The sequence below is a fragment of the Alcanivorax xiamenensis genome (assembly GCF_009846745.1).
GTDB lineage: Bacteria > Pseudomonadota > Gammaproteobacteria > Pseudomonadales > Alcanivoracaceae > Alloalcanivorax > Alloalcanivorax xiamenensis.
The window spans coordinates 1-20804 of sequence record NZ_AQPF01000037.1; the positions used below are offsets into that span (position 1 = coordinate 1).

18 protein-coding genes and 1 tRNA gene are annotated in these 20804 nt (G+C 61.4%); 10 read left to right on the top strand and 9 right to left on the bottom strand.

The genetic code is table 11. The annotated features are described in order from the left end of the window. The coding region (locus tag A6D6_RS16750; RefSeq protein WP_159661337.1) for an Ig-like domain-containing protein at positions 1-1237 on the bottom strand (1237 nt) is incomplete at its 3' end. Between the two features lie 566 nt (positions 1238-1803). Beyond that, positions 1804-1891: transfer RNA gene (locus A6D6_RS16755), tRNA-Ser, on the bottom strand. Between the two features lie 151 nt (positions 1892-2042). Between A6D6_RS16755 and A6D6_RS16760 the strand changes: the two genes are divergently transcribed. The 5 genes from A6D6_RS16760 to A6D6_RS16780 are packed head-to-tail and all read left to right on the top strand — an operon-like array spanning position 2043 to position 4704. Further along, complete coding sequence (locus A6D6_RS16760) at positions 2043-2729, top strand: Bax inhibitor-1/YccA family protein (protein WP_133490712.1); 687 nt, start codon at positions 2043-2045, stop codon at positions 2727-2729. Continuing rightward, complete coding sequence (gene tusD / locus A6D6_RS16765) at positions 2729-3115, top strand: sulfurtransferase complex subunit TusD (protein WP_133490711.1); 387 nt, start codon at positions 2729-2731, stop codon at positions 3113-3115. Before A6D6_RS16760 ends, tusD begins: the two co-directional genes overlap by 1 nt. Continuing rightward, positions 3108-3422, top strand: coding sequence for a hypothetical protein (locus A6D6_RS16770; RefSeq protein ID WP_133490710.1), 315 nt, complete (start codon positions 3108-3110; stop codon positions 3420-3422). The genes tusD and A6D6_RS16770 overlap by 8 nt, the downstream gene beginning before the upstream one ends. Positions 3423-3424: 2 nt before the next feature. Next, positions 3425-3685: a hypothetical protein gene (locus A6D6_RS16775; RefSeq protein WP_159661338.1), complete on the top strand. Its 261-nt coding sequence runs from the start codon at positions 3425-3427 to the stop codon at positions 3683-3685. A 32-nt stretch (positions 3686-3717) separates the two neighbouring features. After that, positions 3718-4704 (top strand): glycosyl transferase family protein, encoded by a 987-nt coding sequence (locus A6D6_RS16780; RefSeq protein WP_159661339.1) that lies wholly within the window; start codon positions 3718-3720, stop codon positions 4702-4704. Between the two features lie 171 nt (positions 4705-4875). On the opposite strand, the gene cysG is transcribed toward A6D6_RS16780, so the two are convergent. Genes cysG through A6D6_RS16810 form a run of 6 tightly spaced genes read right to left on the bottom strand, consistent with a single transcriptional unit; the run spans position 4876 to position 12286 of the window. Continuing rightward, a complete protein-coding gene (gene cysG / locus A6D6_RS16785; RefSeq protein WP_133490707.1) occupies positions 4876-6294 on the bottom strand; it encodes a siroheme synthase CysG in 1419 nt (472 codons plus the stop codon). Positions 6295-6326: 32 nt separating this feature from the next. Then, on the bottom strand, positions 6327-7619 hold the full coding sequence (gene serS / locus A6D6_RS16790) for a serine--tRNA ligase (RefSeq protein ID WP_133490706.1): 1293 nt from the start codon (positions 7617-7619) through the stop codon (positions 6327-6329). 44 nt (positions 7620-7663) lie between these two features. Next, positions 7664-8059: a fluoride efflux transporter FluC gene (locus A6D6_RS16795; protein ID WP_133490705.1), complete on the bottom strand. Its 396-nt coding sequence runs from the start codon at positions 8057-8059 to the stop codon at positions 7664-7666. Continuing rightward, positions 8056-9387: a replication-associated recombination protein A gene (locus tag A6D6_RS16800; protein ID WP_133490704.1), complete on the bottom strand. Its 1332-nt coding sequence runs from the start codon at positions 9385-9387 to the stop codon at positions 8056-8058. Before A6D6_RS16800 ends, A6D6_RS16795 begins: the two co-directional genes overlap by 4 nt. 28 nt (positions 9388-9415) lie before the next feature. Beyond that, positions 9416-10027 (bottom strand): outer membrane lipoprotein periplasmic chaperone LolA, encoded by a 612-nt coding sequence (gene lolA, locus A6D6_RS16805; protein WP_133490703.1) that lies wholly within the window; start codon positions 10025-10027, stop codon positions 9416-9418. A 12-nt stretch (positions 10028-10039) separates the two neighbouring features. After that, positions 10040-12286: a DNA translocase FtsK gene (locus A6D6_RS16810; RefSeq protein ID WP_236564141.1), complete on the bottom strand. Its 2247-nt coding sequence runs from the start codon at positions 12284-12286 to the stop codon at positions 10040-10042. Positions 12287-12737: 451 nt separating this feature from the next. Here A6D6_RS16810 and trxB point away from each other — a divergent pair, with 451 nt between their 5' ends. From trxB to A6D6_RS16835, 5 genes are all read left to right on the top strand, one after another. Next, positions 12738-13685, top strand: coding sequence for a thioredoxin-disulfide reductase (gene trxB, locus A6D6_RS16815; RefSeq protein WP_133490701.1), 948 nt, complete (start codon positions 12738-12740; stop codon positions 13683-13685). A 6-nt stretch (positions 13686-13691) separates the two neighbouring features. Beyond that, positions 13692-14414 (top strand): leucyl/phenylalanyl-tRNA--protein transferase, encoded by a 723-nt coding sequence (gene aat / locus A6D6_RS16820; protein WP_159661340.1) that lies wholly within the window; start codon positions 13692-13694, stop codon positions 14412-14414. Between the two features lie 163 nt (positions 14415-14577). Beyond that, positions 14578-15087 (top strand): sigma-70 family RNA polymerase sigma factor, encoded by a 510-nt coding sequence (locus A6D6_RS16825; RefSeq protein ID WP_133490699.1) that lies wholly within the window; start codon positions 14578-14580, stop codon positions 15085-15087. 11 nt (positions 15088-15098) lie between these two features. Beyond that, entirely contained in the window at positions 15099-16085 is a 987-nt protein-coding gene (locus A6D6_RS16830; RefSeq protein ID WP_159661341.1) for a FecR domain-containing protein, read from the top strand. A gap of 150 nt (positions 16086-16235) precedes the next feature. Further along, positions 16236-18659 (top strand): TonB-dependent siderophore receptor, encoded by a 2424-nt coding sequence (locus tag A6D6_RS16835; protein WP_159661342.1) that lies wholly within the window; start codon positions 16236-16238, stop codon positions 18657-18659. 48 nt (positions 18660-18707) lie between these two features. Here the strand turns inward: A6D6_RS16835 and A6D6_RS16840 are convergent, their stop codons facing one another. Further along, positions 18708-20708 carry an acetoacetate--CoA ligase gene (locus A6D6_RS16840; protein ID WP_159661343.1) on the bottom strand — a complete coding sequence of 667 codons (2001 nt, stop codon included), beginning with the start codon at positions 20706-20708 and terminating at the stop codon, positions 18708-18710. Between the last annotated feature and the right edge of the window lie 96 nt (positions 20709-20804).

The following is a 20804-nucleotide window of genomic DNA, read 5'->3' on the forward strand; positions in this document are numbered from 1 at the left end:
ACGCCGTGCTCAAATCCGAGGTGTTACCCGCCGCATCGCTGGCCGTGGCGGTAAAGCTGTAGTCGCCTTCGGCCAGCTCGGTGCTGGGTGTGAAGCTCCAGTTGCCGCTCGCATCGGCGGCAACTGTTCCCAAGGACACACCATCCTGGAACATTTCCACCGTGCTGCCCGCTTCCGCTGTCCCGGTCAGGGTCGGCGTGGTGTCGTTGGTGCTGCCTCCGGTCAGCACCGGATCAGTGCCCGGTGCCACATCATCTTCTGTCTGAGTGATGACCGGAGCATCAGGACCGCTTCCATCCGGAGCCACCGCGGTGACCGGTTCGGACTCATTCCCCGTTCCGTCGGTCAGGGTCACTTCCAGTTCTTCACCATCTGTTTGCGGTTCGGTCAGTTCGACGGTGAAGTTGCCATCGTCATCCACCGTGCCTTCGCCAATCACGTTACCGTCGGGATCCGTGATGGTGACTTTGCTTCCAGGTTCACCTTCGCCGGTGACGGTGGTGCCGTCCCCGCTCACCTCAACGTTGGTCGGCGCGTCCGGCGCGGTACTGTCCGGCGCGGTGACCTGGCCGGGCTCCGATTCATTGCCCGCCTCGTCGGTCAGGCTGACATCCAGTTCCTCGCCATCGACCTGCGGCTCGCTCAATTCGACTTCGAACTCACCCTCCGCGTTGGTTTGTCCTTCGCCGATAACATTGCCGTTGGAATCACGCACGGTGACCGTGGAGCCCGGTTCACCCCGCCCCGTCACTATCCCCCCATCCTCGCTCACCGTCAGGTCCGTGGGGGCATCGGGAGCCACGTTATCGTCCCCGGATCCACCAGAACTGGAACCGGAAGAAGAATCACTGATCAGGAATGCCGCCGCCGCACCACCAACCGCCAGCGCCGCCAACCCCCAATCCCCACCTCCCGAGGCTGCCTGGGCAAAACCGAAGCCTCCGGCGCCATCGGACTGGCCCAGCCAGAGAATACCTTCATCATCAAGAAGTTGAAGTTCGTTGGCCGCCTCCTCCCCTTCACCAGCGGGATAGAAATTGGTGATGGTGACTTGCTCACCATTCTTGAGGGTAATGACGAGATCGTTACCCACCCGGCTGGTGAAATCGATCTGGTCGGGGCTCAGGGGCATTTGAACCACATTCCCGCCCCCCATGAGCGACACCGTGTCACCCCAAGGAGCTTTCGTGACAGCGCCGCTGGATTTTTCCAGGATGTTAATAATTTTATCAACCATGTTCCCACTCCTTCGGAACGCACGGCGCGAATATCTTTTTTGTTCGTAACCGTTGCGTTAGTCAGTGAAATCCGTTCATGACTTAGCCGGCTGCTTGCCCTGGTTACAGCGAATAACGACGCCAAGCACGCAACCGGCAAACTGCGTCATATGCTGTTCAGTTTTATTCACTTTTAGCGCAATCCTTTCTTTACGGCAATACACCTTTGTATTGCCTCACTGGAAAATTCCAATTCAATGAAGGTGCGACCACTAAAACTCTCCCTTTTTTTAAGGGCGCTGCCCGAGGAAGCCAAGGAAGTTAAAAACACCGACCTATTTAATAAATGCTTGTTTAATAAGGAATTGAATCTCAATAAAACCAAAATGACATCATTACTCTGGCACTGAAACACTTCCCCTTTTTCATCAGCAATGGAGAATACAGCCACTGAAAAACCACCATTGAAAATGCCGTGACACAGGCCGAAATTTTACAATTCGAATCACACCGAAAGATGGCGAGGAGGAACAGGGCGGGAAAGCCATACGAAAACGCCCCGCGGAGCGGGGCGTTTATAGAGGTATGGCGGAGAGGGTGGGATTCGAACCCACGGACGGTCTCCCGTCGGCGGTTTTCAAGACCGCTGCTTTCGGCCACTCAGCCACCTCTCCGATGGGCGCCAATCATACCTGAGACGCGTTGGCAGTCAACGGGGAAAGATCAAGAAAATTGCTGTAACCCTGTGATTCGTTGGGAAAATCTTGATTTTGGCGCGGACGTCCCTATTATCATGAATACACTTTGTTTTGTGAGCGATTGATCATGCGCAACCAACCGAATCCCTATGTCGCCCCGCACGCCAGCGGTGGAGCGGTAGTCAGCGGCGAACGCGCCGCCCAGGTGCTGAAAAACACCTATATGCTGCTGGGCCTGAGCCTGATAGTGGCCACCGGCGCCTCCGTGTTCGCCATGTCCACGGGCATGGGCTATATGAGCCCGATCCTGACCATCGTCGTCTATTTTGGTCTCCTGTTCGCCACCAGCAAGCTGCGTAACAGCGCCTGGGGCATTCTGGCCGTGTTCGGTCTGACCGGTTGGCTGGGTTTCACCACTGGCCCGATTATCAACATGTACGCCCAGATCCCCGGCGGCATGGAAATCGTCAGCCTGGCTCTGGGCGGCACCGCCACCATTTTCGTGGCCATGTCCGCCATTGCCCTGGTGACCCGCAAGGACTTCAGCTTCCTCACCAACTTCATCATGGTGGGCATCCTGGTGGCGTTCGTCGCCAGTCTGGCGGCCTTCTTCTTCAACATTCCGGCCCTGGCTCTGGCGGTGTCCGCCGCGTTCGTGATGCTCTCATCCCTGCTGATCATGTGGCAGACCAGCGCCATCATTCACGGCGGCGAGACCAACTACATCATGGCCACCGTGACGCTGTTCGTATCCATCTACAACCTGTTCCTGTCTCTGTTGCACCTGCTCAGCGCCCTCAGCGGCAACGATTGATGCAATTCAGTATCCTGGTGACCGCCGGGCCGGAAACGGCGGCGGCGGTCACCGCTCTCCATACCACCGAAGCGGTGCTGCGTTCTCCCTACTCCCTGTTCCGAGTCTTCTTCTACGGTGATGGCGTCCACCTGGCCAATCGGCTGATTCATCCGGGCCGTGACGGCGAAGCCGTGGCCAGCCGCTGGCAATCCCTGGTCAAGAACAGCGCCCTGCCTGCGCGGGTCTGCATCGGTGCCGCTCTACGACGAGGCGTTACCGACCATTCAGAAGGCGAACGCGCTGGGGTCGACAGTGATAATCTGGCCGACGGCTTCCAACTGGTGGGGCTCGGCGAGTGGGTAGAGGCCACCCGCCACAGCGACCGGGTACTGCACTTTGGCTGATTCCATTCTGTACGTCCTGCATCGTGGTCCCTGCCACTCTCCGGATTGGCGCGAGACCCAGGAAATGATTCTCACCGGCGCCGCCTTCGGCCTCCAATCCACTGTGTGGATAACCGACGGAGTACTGCGCGCGCTCAACCGCCTCGCGGCACCACGGGAGCAGTTGGAACAATTGCAGGCTTTCGCGGTGCGTTGCGTGGCTTCGGCGGAAGCCCTGGCCGATTATCCGGTGGATAGCATCGAACCACTGAGCACCGACGACTTGCGTCATCTGCACGCCAACTCGGAACAGACCCTGGTATTTTGACCATGCTGCACCTTATTGCTTTCGACGATCTGGACAGTGCAGCTGCGCGGACCTGCCTCGCTCTGTATCAGCCTGGAGATCCGTGCGTATTCGTCGACCACGGCCATCTGGTGGCGGCGGAGTTTCCACTGCAAGGTCCGGGATACCTGCTTGGCCGGCCGCCGTTGCCGCCGGCGCGCCGCGCGGATCTGGAATGCATCGACTACGATCGGCTGGTGGCACTGACAGCGGAATACGGCCCGGTCACAAGCTGGTATTCTTGACCCATTCTGTTTGATCTCACACGAGTCCTTCCATGAGCGAGCACGCCTTCGCCCCTTTCGTCCGAACCCTTGGACGCGGTAAACGCGCCCGCCGCGACCTGACCCGCGAAGAAGCCGCCGAGGCCATGGGGCATATTCTTCAGGGCGAAGCGACCCAGGCACAGATCGGCGCCTTTCTGATGTTGTTGCGGGTCAAGGAAGAAACCCCTGAGGAACTGGCCGGTTTTCTTGAGGCCTGCCGGCCGGTATGCAGCCACTATTTGGTTGGTTTGCCCAAAGCCGACGTGGACTGGCCCAGCTATGCCGGCAAGAAAAAACATCACCCCTGGTATGTGTTGGCCGCCCGCCTGCTGGCACACAATGGTGTGCGGGTATTCATGCACGGCGGCCCCGCCCATACGCCGGAGCGGCATTACACTGACGAGAGCCTGCGCAAGCTCGGTTGCAAGCTGCCATGCACGGTGGCCGAGGCCAGCGAGCAGTTGCATGATGAAGGCTTTACCTATCTTGGGGTGGACCAGTTCTGTCCACCGCTGAGTACGCTATTGATGCTGCGCTTTCAGTTGGGATTGCGCTCCCCGATCAACACTCTCGCGCGCAATCTCAATCCGGCTCAAGCCACACTGAGCCTGCAAAGCGTGTTTCACCCCGCCTATCTGAACCTGCATCTGGAAGCGTCCCGCCTCTGTGGCGATCGCAATCTCCTGCTGTTCAAGGGTGAAGGAGGAGAAGTGGAGATCCGTCCGGACGCCCGTACCAGCATTGGCGGTCTGCGTGGCGGAGAGCGGGTGGAGGCCGTGCTCGACTCCGCCCTGCCCCGGCAGGCACCGCCCGGCACCGTCTCCACCGACCATCTGCGAGCGGTGTGGCGTGGCGAGGAAAGCGACGCCTACGGCGAAGCGGCGGTCCGGCAAACCGTGGCAACGACCCTGTGGGGTCTGGGTAAAGCGAAGGACCTGGAGGAAGGGACCAAAGCCGCCCAGGCGCTGTGGACCGCTCGGGACCGGGACGCGCTATAGAATCGCACGCTTGCATGCCAAACCCAGGCGGCTTGCTTGGCCTTGCAGAAAGGAGTTCGAACTGTATTCGCGAGCAAGCTCGCTTCCCACAGAAGATCCACGGAGTCGATGTGGGAAGCGGGCTTGCTCGCGAATAAGGCGTATCAGCATGGTCCACGGACCGCGTTTTGTTTAGCGTCCGGCGCCCGGCGTCCGCCACCCGGCCTCTCCGAACCAGCGATAGCGAGGATGCAGGCTGACCACACTGCCGACAATGATCAGGGTCGGCGCGTGCACGGTGCGCCCCTCGATGGCCGCCGGCAGAGTGTTCAATTGGCCGGTGATCACTTCCTGAGCGTCGGTGGTGCCCCGGGATACCAGGGCAATGGGGGTGTCCGGCGAGCGGCCGTGGGCCATGAGCTGAGCGCAGATTTCCTTCAATCCCACCAGTCCCATGTAAAACACCAATGTTTCCTGCTCCGCCATCAGATTCGGCCAGTCCAGGTCGACGCTGCCGTCACGGCGATGGCCGGTGACAAAGCGCACCGACTGGGCGTGATCGCGATGGGTCAGCGGGATGCCGGCGTAGGCGGCACAGCCGGCGGCGGCGGTCACGCCAGGCACCACCTGAAAGTCGATACCGGCGGCCACCACTTTTTCCAGCTCTTCACCGCCGCGCCCGAAGATGAACGGATCGCCGCCCTTCAAGCGGCACACCCGTTTCCCCTGGCTGGCGTAGTGCACCAGCAGATCGTTGATCTCCCCCTGGGGCAGTGCGTGCTGATCGCGGGCTTTGCCGACGTACACCTTCTCCGCGTCGGCACGGGCCAAAGCGACGATCTCCGGTGCCACCAAACGGTCGTACAACACGACGTCCGCTTTGGTCAGCAGATGATGCCCCCGGAACGTCAGGAGATCCGGATCACCAGGTCCGGCACCGACCAAATAGACCTCTCCCCGCGCCTCCGACGGATTCCCGCCGGCACTGGCCAGGGCCCGTTCCAGGGCGTGTTCCGCCTCGCTTTCGTGACCGGATAGCACCTGTTCCATTAAGGGACCGTCCAGTTGCGCCTCCCAGAATGCTTCCCGCTGGCGGCGGCCTGGCAGTCGCTCCGCGACCCTGTCCCGCAGGCGGCCGAGGAACGTTGCCAGCCGGCCCCAGCGCGCCGGCAACCAGGCTTCCAGTTGATCACGCAGACGCCGTACCAATACCGGCGACGCGCCAGACGAGGTGATTGCCACGAACAGCGGATCGCGATCCACCAGGGCGGGGAAAACGAAACTGCTGAGTTCGGGCCGCCCCACCACATTGACAGGCAGGCCACGGGCATGGCATTGCTCGGCGATACGCTGGTTCAGGGCGTCATCATCAGTACACGCCACCACCAGGCGCGCCTGATCAAGATCGCCGTCTTGGTAGGTCCGTTGGTGGCAGTCGCCGCCGCCCCGCTCCACCAGGGCGCACAAATCCGCGCGCCATTGCGGCGCGATCAAGCAAATCAACGCACCGGATCGGTGCAGAAGGCCCGCCTTGCGCAGGGCGGTGTCACCACCGCCCACGATCACCACGGTTTGCCCGGTCAGTTTCAGACCAAGGGGAAGAAAATCCATCGTCAGCTGGCGCCCTTGTGTTGTGGAGCGCCTCAGCTCAGACGCTCCTTTCCTCTCAGGTAGGGCCGCAGTGCCTCCGGCACGGTCACGGAACCATCTTCATTCTGATAGTTTTCCAGGATCGCCACCAGGGTACGGCCTACCGCCAGCCCGGAACCATTCAAAGTATGTACCAGCTCCGGTTTGCCGGTTTCCGGGTTGCGCCAACGGGCCTGCATGCGCCGCGCCTGGTAGTCGCGGAAGTTGGAGCATGAAGAGATTTCCCGGTAGCGCTGCTGGCTCGGCAACCACACTTCCAGGTCATAGGTCTTGGCGGCGGAGAAGCCCAGGTCACCGCCGCACAGCGTCACCAACCGGTAAGGCAGGTCCAGCTTTTGCAGGATCGCCTCGGCGTGGCCAGTGAGCGCTTCCAGCGCCTGCTCGGACTCTCCCGGGCGCACCAGTTGCACCAGCTCCACTTTCTCGAACTGATGCTGACGGATCATACCCCGGGTATCCTTGCCGTGGCTGCCAGCCTCGGAGCGGAAACACGGCGTATGGCAAACGTAGCGACGGGGCATGGTCTCGGCATCGAGAATCTCATCCGCCGCCAGATTGGTCACCGGCACTTCCGCGGTGGGGATCAGGTACAGTTCGCGCTCACCGCGCATCTTGAACAGATCTTCCTCGAACTTCGGTAACTGGCCGGTGCCGGCCAGAGCTTCCGGCCCCACCAGGTAAGGTACGTACAGCTCCTGATAGCCGTGTTCGCTGGTGTGCTGGTCGAGCATGAAATCGATCAGCGCCCGGTGCAGGCGCGCCAATTGGCCGGTCATCACCGCGAAGCGGGCGCCGGACAACTTGCTGGCACGCTCGAAGTCCAGCCGACCCTCGTTGAGCGCTTCGCCCACATCGACATGGTCCTTGGGCTCGAAGTCAAACCGGCGCGGCGTGCCCCAGCGACGCACTTCCACGTTGTCGTCTTCATCCGCGCCCGGCGGCACTTCCTCCGCCGGCGCGTTGGGTACGCCCATGAGAAAATCGCGCAGCTCATCCTGGATCGCCTTGGCACGGGCTACTTCGTCGTCGAGCTGAGCATCCAGGGTCTTGAGCGTCTCCGCCACCTTGGCCTTGGCCTCATCCACCGACAAACCGGACTGGATCAGTTCTCCGATCTGCTTGGAGGCCTTCTTGCGTTGGGCCTGCAGATCCTGGGAACGAATATCGGCTTCCTTGCGGCGCCCATCCAGCGCCCGGAATCCGTCCAGATCCAGGGCATAACCCCGTTTTGCCAGTGCATCGCGGATGGCTTCGCCATTTTCCCGCAAGGCCCGAATATCAAGCATGGTGGCTCCTTTGCGCACTCATAAGATGTCAGGATTGAAAAAAATCAGGATTCAAACCACAAACGCCCCAGCGCCAGGCCCAGGCCGGCCAGGGAAACGCAGGACACCACCGAAACGGCGGCGTATGCCAGGGCCAACCCCAGGCCGCGGCTTTCCAGCAGGCGGACCAGCTCGAAGGAAAACGTCGAGAAGGTGGTCAGGGCGCCAAGCATGCCAGTCATCAACGCCAGCCGCCACAGTTCACTGGTGGTCAGGCTCGCCAGCAGCACCGCCAACAGGCCAAACAGAAAACTGCCGGCCAGGTTCACCGCGAAGGTGGCCCAGGGCCACGCCGGCATCGCCGGCACACCTATCCAGAGAGCGGTGGCATAGCGCAAGCAGGCCCCCATCGATCCGCCCAGCGCCACCGCCAGCCAGGGAAAAATACCGTGTGCGTTCATTGCTCATCCCCGTAACGTTGCCACTGGCTGTCGTGGTTTCGGCGCCGTAGCTGGCGCAGCTTCTCGGCGATGCGGATTTCCAGACCACGTTCCACCGGTTGGTAAAAGCGGGTGTCGCCCAGGGACGGAGGAAAATAGTTCTCGCCGTCCACGAAAGCGTCGGGGTGATCGTGGGCGTAGTGATACTCGGCGCCGTAGCCTTCCGCCTTCATCAATTTGGTCGGCGCGTTACGCAGATGCAGCGGCACCTCATTGCTGGGGTGCTCCGCGACGAATCGCCGGGCTGTGTTATAGGCGTTGTAGACCGCATTGCTCTTCGGCGCCACGGCTAGAAAAACGATGGCCTGGGCGATAGTCAGTTCGCCCTCCGGGCTGCCAAGACGCTCCTGCACCTCCCAGGCGTTCAGCGCCAGCGTCAGCGCCCTGGGGTCGGCGTTGCCGATGTCCTCACTGGCCATGCGCACCACACGCCGCGCCACGTAGAGCGGATCACAGCCGCCGTCGAGCATGCGCGCGAACCAGTACAGAGCCGCGTCCGGATCGGACCCCCGCACGGACTTGTGCAAGGCGCTGATCTGGTCATAGAACAGATCACCGCCTTTGTCGAAGCGGCGCACCGCATCACGCAGCACTTCCTGCATCAACGGCCGGTCGACGCGCGGCTGATCCCCGTCCGCCAGGTCCAGGGCCACTTCCAGCATATTGAGCAGCCGCCGCGCATCGCCATCGGCATAGTCCAGCAACAGATCGCGGGCGTCATCTTCCAGCACCATGGCGCTGAGATCCGGTTGACGCAGGGCCCGATCCAAAAGCCCGGACAGATCCTGGCGCTCCAGGCTGCGCAGGCGATAAACCCGGGCCCGGGACAGCAAGGCGTTGTTGAGCTCAAAGGAAGGGTTCTCGGTGGTGGCACCGATGAAGATCACCGTGCCGTCTTCCACGTGCGGCAGAAAGGCGTCCTGCTGCGCCTTGTTGAAACGGTGCACTTCATCCACGAACAACACCGTGCGGCGCCCCTGCCCCAACCGCGCCTTGGCTTGCTCCACCGCCGCGCGGATGTCCTTCACGCCGGACAATACCGCCGACAGGGTGATGAATTCCGCGTCCACCGCGCCGGCGAGGATCAGCGCCAGCGTGGTTTTGCCGGTGCCCGGCGGGCCCCACAGGATCATGGAATGCAGTTGCCCGCGTTCCACCGCCTGACGCAGGGGCTTGCCGGGGCCGATCAGATGGGACTGCCCGACATAATCGCCCAGCGACAAGGGCCGCAACCGCGCCGCCAATGGCTGGGCGGCGCCGCGGGTTTGATCGGCGAACAGATCATTCATGGTGCGCGCCACCACGCCCGCTCATGATTCACTCCTGACGGATAATGTCGGTGCCTTCCGGCGGGGTGAAGGAAAATCGCTCCGCCGGCAACGACCGGTTCAGGGTCAGATCGTGAAAACGGATCAGGGTCTGCTGGCCGAGCGCATCGCGCAAATGCATGGAATACGGCGTGTCGCCATGGAAAGTCACGTCCAGGGTCTCGAACAGAGGATCAGCGCCCTTGGGCTTGAGCCGATAGGTGATCTCGGTGCCCGTGCTTTCCAATTCGGAAATCTCGAACGCTTGCCCTACCCGCCGCGGATCGCCACCGAACAGCAGTGCCGGGGTGTTTCCCAGGTCCGGAGTCAACGGGCGAACCACCACCTGCTCCAGATCCACGTCGTACACCCATACGGTTTTACCATCGGAAACCGCCAGCTGCTCGAACGGCGCTTCGGTCTTCCAGTAAAACCGGTTGCCCCGCGCCACATCCATGGTGCCACTGGCATTCTGCTGGCGATCGCCATCGGAGCCCACCATGGATTGTTCGAACTGGCCGCTCATGCTACGCAGTCCGCTGAGTTTGGCGAGCAGGGTTTCGGTCGCGGAAGCCCAGGCCAGGGACGGCATCAACAGTGCCAATACAAGCCATTTTGTCATTGATCGTTATCCTCAGGCGTCCGGCGGTGGTGGCGCCAGCACCTCACGTTGTCCGTTGTGTCCGGCTTCGGAAACCACGCCGGCCATCTCCATGGCTTCAACCAGATTGGCGGCGCGGTTATAGCCGATCTTCAGTTTCCGCTGCACCGAGGAAATGGAAGCCCGCCGTGACTGTGTCACATAGGCCACCGCTTCGTCGTAGAGCGGATCGCTCTCATCATCACCACCGCCGGCCATTTCCATGCCAGGCATCGGCGCGTTCAGGTCCGAGCCGCCGTCCAGAATCTCTTCGAGATAGTTCGGTTCGCCGCGCTTGCGCCAGTCGTCGCAGACCCGGTGCACTTCCTCATCTGAGACAAAGGCACCGTGCACCCGTTCCGGCACGCTTTTGCCGCCGGGCAAATAGAGCATGTCACCGTGGCCGAGCAGCTGCTCCGCCCCGCCCTGGTCCAGCACCGTGCGGGAATCGATTTTCGAGGATACCTGGAAACCGATGCGGGACGGCACGTTGGCCTTGATCAGGCCGGTGATCACGTCCACCGACGGACGTTGCGTGGCCAGAATCAAGTGGATACCGGCGGCCCTCGCCTTCTGCGCGATACGGGCGATCAGTTCTTCCACTTTCTTGCCGACGATCATCATCATGTCGGCGAATTCATCAATGACAATAACGATGTACGGCAGTTTTTCCGCCAGCGGCGGTTCTTCCTCCAGATCCATCGGGTCGTTGGGTTTCCACAACGGATCCTTGAGCGGTTCGCCGGATTTCCTGGCGTCCTCCACCTTGCGGTTATAGCCGGAGATATTACGCACGCCCATGGCCGCCATCAGCCGGTAGCGGCGCTCCATTTCACCGACCCCCCAGCGCAACGCGCCGGCGGCTTCCTTCATGTCGGTGACGACCGGGGTGAGCAGATGGGGAATGCCGTCGTACACCGCCAGTTCCAGCATCTTCGGGTCGATCAGGATCAGGCGCACATCTTCCGGGCTGGATTTGAACAGCATGGACAACAGCATCGCGTTGACGCCCACCGACTTACCGGAACCGGTGGTACCGGCCACCAGCAAGTGCGGCATCTTGGCCAGATCCGCCATCACCGGATTGCCGGAGATGTCCTTGCCCAGCGCCATGGTCAGCGGCGAACTGGCGTCGTCGAACATCCTCGACCCCACCACCTCGGTGAATCGGATCATCTCCCGCTGCTCATTGGGGATCTCGATGCCCACCGTGGTCTTGCCGGGGATCACTTCCACCACTCGCACACTGATCACCGCCAGGGAGCGGGCCAGATCCTTGGCCAGGTTGGTGATCTTGGACACCTTGATGCCCGGGGCCGGCTGGATCTCGAAGCGGGTGATCACCGGTCCGGGCTGCACCGCCACCACCTCGGCATCGACGTTGAAATCCTTGAGCTTGATTTCCAGCAGACGCGACATGGCGTCCAGCGCTTCCTCGGAATAACCGCCCTTGCCGTCCTCGTCCACCTGATCCAACAAGGACACCTGCGGCAACTCTCCGGAAACCTCGGCGGTAAATAGTTTCTGCTGCTTTTCCTTTTGTACCCGCACGCTTTTCTCCACCGGCTTGGCCGGTTGGGCGATCTTCGGCGGCGTGCGGTTTTCCTTCTTCTTGTTGGCCTCGGTGATCACCCGGGCGCGTTGCTCGCGGGCTGCCTGAGCGGCCTTGCGTTCCTCTCGCCGCTCCCGGCGCTGTTCGAACCAGGCCGGCACCTTCTGGCCGATGCTGACCACCAGCTCTCCCAGGCGCTCGGCCAGGGCGATCCAGGACAGATCGGTGAATACGGTGATGCCGATCAGAAACAGCGCCACCATCACCAGGGTGCCGCCAAGGGCATTGAAGGCGTCCAGGGCGCTGCCGCCGACCACCTGGCCCAGAATCCCGCCGGCGTCTTCCGGCAGGCCGCCAGTGGCGAAATGCATATAAGCCAGCGCCGTGCCACCGATCATGGTCAGCACGAAACCCACCAGGCGCAGACTGAACATGGGCCAGCTTCCGGGCAGGCCGGCGTGGCGCTCACGCAGGACCTTGAACGCCCAGAACCCCACCAGTACCGGGAACAGATAGGCCATCAGCCCGAACAGCCCCAACAGCAGGTCGGCACAGAAAGCGCCGGCGCGGCCGCCGGCATTGCGCACGCTGTCCACGTGCCCCACATAGGACCATCCCGGGTCGCGGCTGTCGTAGCTGATCAATGCCAGGAGCAGATACAGCGACAGGGCGATCAGGGCGATGACCATGCCTTCCACCAAACCCCGTTTGAGATGGCGGGAAAAACCGGATTGAGTGTTACCGGCGGCTGCCTTTGTCACGCCTCGCCTCTTGCGTTTGGAATCCATAGAGCCTACTGAGTTTGCCAATGCTTTTTCCCGGGTCATGTAAAAGCTGGAAAAAACATGAACTCAACGCCATAACAAATTGAAAACTATGAAATTGTACAGAATTAGCGCCTTTCGAGCCAGCGCCCCGAGCGGCTCGTGCGCACGCAGTATCCCGCGCCTGGGCCCGGGCAACAAGGGCCGCTGGCGTGGCCATCGCCGCCTCAAATCGCATTGATAGTCGTGGCCGCCTTCACCAGGCGGTGAAAGTATTGTAGCTTGCTCGTCCTTGAAACGGTCCACCGGCGACACCATAACGTCGCCACTTCTTTCGCAGACCCAGTTTTCAGGCCCTGACCTGGTGGAGGATTCAATGAGCGACGTGCAGCACCATCGACTGATCATTCTGGGTTCCGGACCCGCCGGTTATACCGCGGCGGTCTACGCGGCCCGGGCCAACCTGAATCCGGTGGTGATCACGGGCATCCAACCGGGCGGGCAGTTGACCACCACCACCGAAGTGGATAACTGGCCCGGTGACGTGGAAGGCTTGCAAGGCCCGGATCTGATGGTGCGCATGCAACAGCACGCCGAGCGCTTTGAAACCCAGGTCCTGTTCGACCACATCAACGAAGTCGTGCTGGATCAGCGCCCGTTCGTTCTCAAGGGCGACTCCGGCACCTACAGCTGTGACGCCCTGATCATCGCCACCGGAGCCTCGGCCATGTATCTGGGGCTGGATTCCGAGCAGGCCTTCATGGGCAAGGGCGTGTCCGCCTGCGCCACCTGTGACGGTTTCTTCTACCGTGGCCAGAAAGTGGCTGTGGTCGGTGGCGGTAATACCGCCGTTGAAGAAGCCCTGTATCTGTCCAATATCGCCTCCGAGGTGGTGCTGATTCACCGTCGCGACAAACTGCGCGCGGAGAAGATCCTGCAGGACAAATTGCTCGCCAAGGACAACATCACGGTAATGTGGGATCACGTGCTCGACGAAGTGCTGGGCGATGATTCCGGCGTCAACGGCATCCGCGTCAAGTCCACCAAGGACGACAGCACCGAGGAGCTGGAACTGCAAGGCGTGTTCATTGCCATCGGCCATAAGCCCAATACCGACATCTTCGCCGGCCAGTTGGACATGCACGACGGCTATATCCGTATCCGCAGCGGTCTGGAAGGCAATGCCACCGCCACCAGCGTGGCCGGTGTGTTCGCCGCCGGCGACGTGGCCGACCACGTTTATCGCCAGGCGGTGACCTCCGCCGGCTCCGGTTGCATGGCGGCACTGGACGCGGAACGCTACCTGGAAACCCTGGAAGACTGATCGCGCATGATCCCCTGGTTGCCCGCCGGGGGGCCCTTTCCCGCCGTGGAAGAGGCCCTTGAGGAGCCCAACGGGCTGCTCGCCGCCGGCGGCGACCTCTCCCCCTCCACTCTGCTTCGCGCCTATCGTCAAGGCATCTTTCCCTGGTACGACGACACTCAGCCGATACTGTGGTGGTCACCGGCTCCGCGCTGCGTATTTCGCCCCGGCGATCTGCACCTGAGCCGCCGCACCCGGCGCACCCTGCGCGGCTGGAATCCGGAAATCCGCCTGGACCGGGACTTCGCCGACGTGCTCGACGCCTGTGCCGCGCCCCGCCCCGGCCAGGACGGCACCTGGATCACCCGTGACATGCGTGACGCCTATCTGCGCCTGCACCATCTCGGCCATGCCCACTGCGTGACAGTGCACGACAACAGCGGCATGGCCGGCGGCATCTACGGCATTCAGTTGGGCAGCGTATTCTTCGGCGAATCCATGTTTTCCCGCCGCGATAACGGTTCCAAATGCGCGCTGGCGGCGTTGTGGGCACTGGCACCGGAGCTCGGCATCCAGTTGCTGGACGCCCAGGTGGAAAATCCTCACCTGATGCGGTTGGGCGCGGTGTTGATGCCGCGACAGGCATTTCAACATGCCTTGCGCACTTTGATCACCAATACCGAACCCCAGTCATGGCCACCGGCTCCGTTGACCTGGAACGAGCTTGCTGGCCGGGATCGCGATTCATAAACCCGGATATCACTGCCAAGCGGAGCGCCGCCCGGGCAGCTCCCCACGAACACGGCTGTATTTGCGTTCGTCGCCCCATATCTCATAAAATGCGAACCATTATCATTTATGGGCGACCTTTCGCCCTCTCTGGCTACACATTCTGGCTACCAAGGGACCTACTGTGTCGGGCACCAAATTGGCACGACAAGCTGACATACATGCCCTTTATAGTGATCACCAAGGCTGGCTGCTGGGTTGGTTGCGGCGCAAGCTCGGCAATCATCATGACGCGGCGGACATCAGCCACGACACCTTTCTGCGGCTGATTAGCGGTCACCGGGATACCTCCCGGCTTGGCGATGAACCCCGTGCTTTGCTGACCCACATTGCCCGCTGCCTGGTCATCGACCACTGGCGCCGGCGGGATGTGGAACAGGCCTACCTGGATTCCATTGCTCATTTGCCGGCCTGCGAAGCGCCATCGCCAGAAACCCGCTGGCTGATCCTGGAAGCGCTTTATCGAATCGATACCATGTTGCGCGACCTGCCGGCGCTCACCCGCCGGATTTTCCTTTTATCCCAGCTCGACGGCCTGAAATACCAGGACATCGCCGAGCGGATGGCGGTTTCGCTGCCCACCGTCAAACGCCACATGCGCAAGGCTTTTCTGGCCTGTCTGAGCCTGGACTAGAGCCGTTCCCGATGCCGACCGGCCCGTCTCCGACGTCTTCGCCCCCTATTGATCCCGCCATCCTCGAACAGGCCGCGGACTGGCTGCTCCTGCTCCAATCCGGGGACGCCACGCCGGCCGACAGACAAAATCTGGAGCGCTGGAAAAACCAGGGAGCCATGCACCAAGCGGCTTGGCAACGGGCGGAGTCGGTGCTCGACACTTTCCACCAGGCGTCCCATCAGGCAGCCGGCCCGGCGGCCCGCCGGACGCTGTCACGACTGGAAAACACGGACCGGCGACGGGCCATGAAAACCCTTGCCCTGCTGCTGTTGGCCACACCCACGGCCTGGGTCAGCTACCGTTACCTGCCCTGGTACAGCTGGCAGGCGGATCTGTACACCCATACCGGGGAGCAACGGACTCTGGATCTGGCGGACGGCACCCATCTGGTGATGAACACCGCCACCGCCGTGGACTTGGACTTTTCCGAACGGGAGCGACGGCTGACCCTGAGGGCCGGCGAAATTCTGTTGACTACCAGCAAGGATCCCGCGCCCCATGCGCGCCCCCTCGTGGTCGATACTCCACAGGGCCGGTTGCGGGCGCTGGGCACACGCTTCGCCGTACGCCAGCTTGAGGGTGAAACCCTCCTGTCGGTTTTCGAAGGCGCGGTGGAAATCAGCCCGATCCATGCCGACAAGGTCATTGTTCCCGCCGGTCAACAGCGCCTGTTCAGCGGGTCGCGGATACGACCTTCTAAACCGGTTGCCGACGATGCCCTGCTCTGGGAAAAGGGCATGTTGCTGGCCAGGGATATGCCCTTGCGCACCTGGGTGGAAGAGATCGGCCGCTATCGCAACGGTATTCTGCGCTGCGATCCCGAAATCAGCGATATCCGGGTATCAGGCGCGTTCCCGCTCAATAATACCGATGCCAGCCTCGACCTGCTGCGCAAGACCCTGCCCGTGGAGATCAGCCGGGTATCCCCATGGTGGATCACGTTGCGAAAACGATGACCGTGAAGGGGGTGTTCCCATCATTGGCCAAACAACTGATCCTTTTTCCGTTCTCGTTCGGTGTAGTGGATAGAAAGGCGTTTTCCGGGCCGTTCACCTCCCGGGAAAGACCTTGTCCGACCACACCAGACATCAACGGGAACGACCTCCATGACAGTATATAACGGCCCACGGCCGGGCCAGGCGCGGATCAGCGTCAATAACAAATCAGCGGCACTGGCTCTGGCCATGACCTGCTCGCTCGCCGGTATCGGCGCGGCCATCACCCTGACACCTGCCACGGCCTTCGCCCAGCAAAACACAGCGCGGCAACACTTCTCCATTGCCGCCGGCAAGTTGAGCGATGTGCTGGCCCAATTCGCCGCCCAGGCCCAGGTTCCTTTGTCCTTTGATCCGCGAGTGTTGTTCGGTATCCGCAGTGACGGCCTGCAAGGCTCCTATACCGCGCGTGAGGGCTTCCAGGCGCTGCTGTCCGGCAGCGGATATGCGCTGCAACCAGAAGGGGAAGGCAGCTACTCCCTGCGCCGGCTCCCATCGGATCCGGTTACCCTTTCTCCGATCCGGGTGGATGCCGGAGCCGGCGAAGAGTCAGCCTATGGCCCGGTGGCGGGCTACGCCGCAAGACGCAGTATCACCGCCACCAAGATGGATATTCCTCTGATCGAGACGCCACAGAGCGTCTCCGTGGTGACGGCGGATCAAATCGAAATCCAGGATGCGGAATCCCTGCACCAAGCGCTGCTGTATACCCCCGGCGTGGTCCCCATGGGTAGCGACAACCTGATCAGCGATGGTTTGATCATCCGCGGCTTCAATGTCACCGGCTCCGAGCCGATGTACCTCAATGGCAGCAAATTACCGCGCAACACTTTTAGCGGTGTCTCGGAACCCTACGCCATGGAGCGTATTGAAGTTCTCAAGGGCCCGGCCTCCGTACTGTATGGCAATGCGGCCCCCGGCGGGATAGTCAACATGGTCAGCAAGCTGCCGCGGACCAAGACTTCGCGGGAACTGAAGGTGCAAGGGGGCCGTTTTGACCGCAAACAACTGGCCGGTGATTTCACCGGCGCGCTCACCGAGGATGGGCGCCTGTCGTATCGCGTGACCGGCTTGCTGCGCCGCGGCGACACCATGACCGACCATATTCCCGATGACCGCGATTTCGGCCAATTATCGCTGCGCTGGCAACCCACCGACGATACCTCTTTGACCTTGCTGGCCAACAGTCAGCGTAACGACACCGTTTATCTGTACGGGCTCCCCCTGGAAGGCACGGTGCAACACAACGTCAACGGCGATATCGACCGCGACCGGTTCATCGGTGAGCCCGGTTTCGACAAATTCGAAACCAAAAACAAAAGCCTCGGCTATTTGTTCAGTCACCGCTTCAACGACACTTTCACCTTTCGCCAGAACGCGCTCTATTTCGACGCCGAGACCGATTGGAACTACCTCATCATGGGGTCCCTGGATGCCTCGCAGCGGATGTTGTCCCGCACTTCCGCCGCCCGTAACGACAGAAACCGCACCTTCACCCTGGACAACCAGCTGCAGGCAAAATGGAGCTGGGGAGCCGTCGAGCATACCTCACTGCTCGGCCTGGACTATGAACAAAGCCAGTTCAAGCGTACCCAGTACCGAGGCACCGCCGAAGCGCTGGATATCTTCGATCCGGTATACGGCTCTCCAGTGCAACTGAACGGCTCTCCGGTTAGCGATACCACGGAAGACAGCAACCAACTGGGGATCTATGCCCAGGAACATATCAAGATCGACGGCCGCTGGGTGGTGATGCTGGGTGGTCGTTACGACCAGGTTGACGGTAAAGGAAAGGATCATCTGGCCGGAGTATCGGCCACCACCTATGACGACCACGCCTTTACCGGCCGTGCTGGTGTGCTTTATCTATTCGACAACGGTTTCGCCCCATATCTCAGCTACTCCGAGTCATTCGAGCCGATCTCCGGCCAAAGTGCCGGCGGGCAGGCGTTCGAACCCACCGAAGGGGAACAGACTGAAATTGGTCTGCGTTATCAGCCACAGGGCGGGTTCACCTCCATCACCGCGTCAGCCTACAAACTGACGCAGGAGAACGTGGTAACCAGTGATCTGGCCAATCCCGGCTTTTCCGTGCAGGAAGGTGAGGTCGAGTCCACCGGCTTCGAGCTGGAGGCACGGGCCAATCTGAGCAGCGGCCTGAACCTGATCGCCTCCTATGCCTACATCGACAATGAGGTCACCAAAAGCAACAGCGGCACCAAAGGGAACCGGACCAATGGCGTGCCACGAAACATGGCGTCACTGTGGGCGGATTATGCCTTCGACGGCCTCCTCTACGGGCTTGGAGTGGGCGCCGGCGTCCGCCACATCGGCGAGACGCGCAATATTGCCAATACCGTCGCCGTGCCCAGCTATACGGTGGTGGACACCAGCCTCCGCTACCGGCTGTCACCGCAATGGCTGGTGACCCTCAATATCGACAACTTGTTCGATGAGAAATACGCCACCTGCAGTTACGCTTGTTTTTACGGGGTCAAACGCTCAGCCACCGTTACCGTCAAATACCAATGGTGACATGACAGGTCGGACGCGGGGGCATCCTGCCCCCGCCGTTGGTACTTCTCAGCCGGTTTTCACCTGCCCCGCCCCATTGGCGGTGTCACGGCGTTCGGCATAGTCGATGTAGAACGTCAGGCTGTCCGGATTGGCCATGGCATCCGGATTCGCCACCTTGTCCAGGGACTGCCCCAGCAGCAGTTTCTTGATCGGCAGCTCCATTTTCTTGCCGGTGAGCGTGCGCGGAACCTCCGGCGTCGGCACGATATCGTTGGGCACGTGCCGGGCGGACAGGTTGTCACGGATCGCCGACTTGATCCGGTTTTTCAGATCCTCGTCCAGGGACTGCCCCTCGCGCAGCACCACGAACAGCGGCATGAAAGATTCCCGCCCAAGATATTCCAGATCCACCACCAGACTGTCGAGGACCTCGGGAAATTCTTCCACCACCCGATAAATCTCGCTGGTGCCCATACGGATCCCGTGGCGGTTGATGGTGGTGTCGGAGCGGCCATAGATCACCGCGCCACCGCGCGGGGTAATGCGGATCCAGTCACCGTGGCGCCAGATGCCAGGAAACACGTCGAAGTAGCTGTCGTGGTAACGCAACCCTTCCGCATCGTTCCAGAAATACAACGGCATGGACGGCATCGGCTTGGTCACCACCAACTCCCCCACTTCGTCCTCCAGAATCCGGCCATCGTCGGACATGGCGTAGGTCGCCGTGCCCAGATACCGGCACTGCATCTCTCCGGAATAGACCGGCAGTATCGGGCAGCCACCCACATAGGCCGCCGCCACATCGGTGCCACCGCTGATGGTGGCGATCATCACGTCGCCCAACTGGTCCATGATCCACTGATACCCTTCCTCCGGCAGTGGCGAACCGGTGGACCCTACCGATTTGAGCCTGCCAGGAGTCAGCCATTGTCCCGGTTCGATTTCCGCCTTCTTGCAGTTGAGAAAATAGGCGGCACCGGCACCAAGGAAAGTCAGTTCGGTTTCCTCGGCAAAGCGCCACAAGGTGCCCAGATCCGGGTAACCGGGGTTGCCGTCGTAGAGACAGATGGTGCTACCCACCATCAAACCGGTGATCTGCGAATTCCACATGATCCAGCCGGTGGTGGTGAACCACATGAAACGATCCTCCGGCCCCAGATCCATGTGCAGGGCGTGGCCTTTCAGCCCTTCCAGCAAGGTACCACCATGACCGTGCACAATGGGTTTGGGCATACCGGTGGTTCCGGAGGAATACACCACCCACAACGGGTGATCGAACGGCACCTGCTCAAAAGTCATGGGCGTCTCGCCTTCGACCATATCCCGCCAGAGATCCGCGCCATCCAGGCGGGCCTCCGGGTCGAGATACGGCAACAGGATCATCTGCTCCACCGTCGGCAGCGCCTCACGTAAACCACGCACCACCTCCAGGCGGTCAAAATCCTTGCCGCCGTAGCGATAACCATCCACGGCGATGATCACTTTCGGATCGATCTGACGGAAGCGGTCGAGCACGCTGCGGGTGCCCATATCCGGGGAGCAACTGGACCAGATGGCGCCGACACTGGCGCAGGCACAGAACGCCACCACCGTCTCCGCCACATTGGGCAGGTACGCCACCACGCGGTCACCGGGACCAACACCGCGCTCGCGTAACCGGGAAGCCAGAGCCGCCACCTGCCGGCGCAACTCACCCCAGGACAGGGATTGCAGCGGACGAAGTTCGGAACGGGACAGAATCGCCGGACGATCGGGCTGATCATGGTGAAACCGGAAGATCTGTTCCACCAGGTTCAGCCGGCTGCCCTCGAACCATTGAGCCCCGGGCATTTCGTGGCTGTCGAGCACCTCGGTGTAGGGTTCCGAGGCAACCACATCGAAGTACTGCCAGATCGCCTCCCAGAAGGCTTCCAGATGGTCCACGGACCAACGCCAGAGGGCGTCATAGTCCCGGAATTGCTGGCCAGTGCGTTGCTCCAGCCAGCCCTGAAAGTGATGCAGGCGGCTGTTGCGGATGCGTTCCTCGCTGGGTTGCCACAGCGGCGTCGGGTGGGTTGTTGTCATCATAGCTCTCCTGAAGCGGCCTCCGTGCATACCAAGGCCGTTTATTGTTATTTCGCCCTAACAGGGCTTCGGAAGCCTATCCAACTCCGGAGGGCGGCG

What these genes read in the sequence shown, in the direction of transcription:
- trxB (WP_133490701.1), top strand. Translation starts at nt 12,738, where the DNA reads ATGAGCGACGTGCAGCACCATCGACTGATCATTCTGGGTTCCGGACCC.
- A6D6_RS16780 (WP_159661339.1), top strand. Translation starts at nt 3,718, where the DNA reads ATGAGCGAGCACGCCTTCGCCCCTTTCGTCCGAACCCTTGGACGCGGT.
- A6D6_RS16840 (WP_159661343.1), bottom strand. Translation starts at nt 20,708, where the DNA reads ATGATGACAACAACCCACCCGACGCCGCTGTGGCAACCCAGCGAGGAA.
- A6D6_RS16760 (WP_133490712.1), top strand. Translation starts at nt 2,043, where the DNA reads ATGCGCAACCAACCGAATCCCTATGTCGCCCCGCACGCCAGCGGTGGA.
- aat (WP_159661340.1), top strand. Translation starts at nt 13,692, where the DNA reads ATGATCCCCTGGTTGCCCGCCGGGGGGCCCTTTCCCGCCGTGGAAGAG.
- A6D6_RS16795 (WP_133490705.1), bottom strand. Translation starts at nt 8,059, where the DNA reads ATGAACGCACACGGTATTTTTCCCTGGCTGGCGGTGGCGCTGGGCGGA.
- tusD (WP_133490711.1), top strand. Translation starts at nt 2,729, where the DNA reads ATGCAATTCAGTATCCTGGTGACCGCCGGGCCGGAAACGGCGGCGGCG.
- cysG (WP_133490707.1), bottom strand. Translation starts at nt 6,294, where the DNA reads ATGGATTTTCTTCCCCTTGGTCTGAAACTGACCGGGCAAACCGTGGTG.
- lolA (WP_133490703.1), bottom strand. Translation starts at nt 10,027, where the DNA reads ATGACAAAATGGCTTGTATTGGCACTGTTGATGCCGTCCCTGGCCTGG.
- A6D6_RS16810 (WP_236564141.1), bottom strand. Translation starts at nt 12,286, where the DNA reads ATGGTCATCGCCCTGATCGCCCTGTCGCTGTATCTGCTCCTGGCATTG.
- A6D6_RS16775 (WP_159661338.1), top strand. Translation starts at nt 3,425, where the DNA reads ATGCTGCACCTTATTGCTTTCGACGATCTGGACAGTGCAGCTGCGCGG.
- A6D6_RS16835 (WP_159661342.1), top strand. Translation starts at nt 16,236, where the DNA reads ATGACAGTATATAACGGCCCACGGCCGGGCCAGGCGCGGATCAGCGTC.
- A6D6_RS16800 (WP_133490704.1), bottom strand. Translation starts at nt 9,387, where the DNA reads ATGAATGATCTGTTCGCCGATCAAACCCGCGGCGCCGCCCAGCCATTG.
- serS (WP_133490706.1), bottom strand. Translation starts at nt 7,619, where the DNA reads ATGCTTGATATTCGGGCCTTGCGGGAAAATGGCGAAGCCATCCGCGAT.
- A6D6_RS16830 (WP_159661341.1), top strand. Translation starts at nt 15,099, where the DNA reads ATGCCGACCGGCCCGTCTCCGACGTCTTCGCCCCCTATTGATCCCGCC.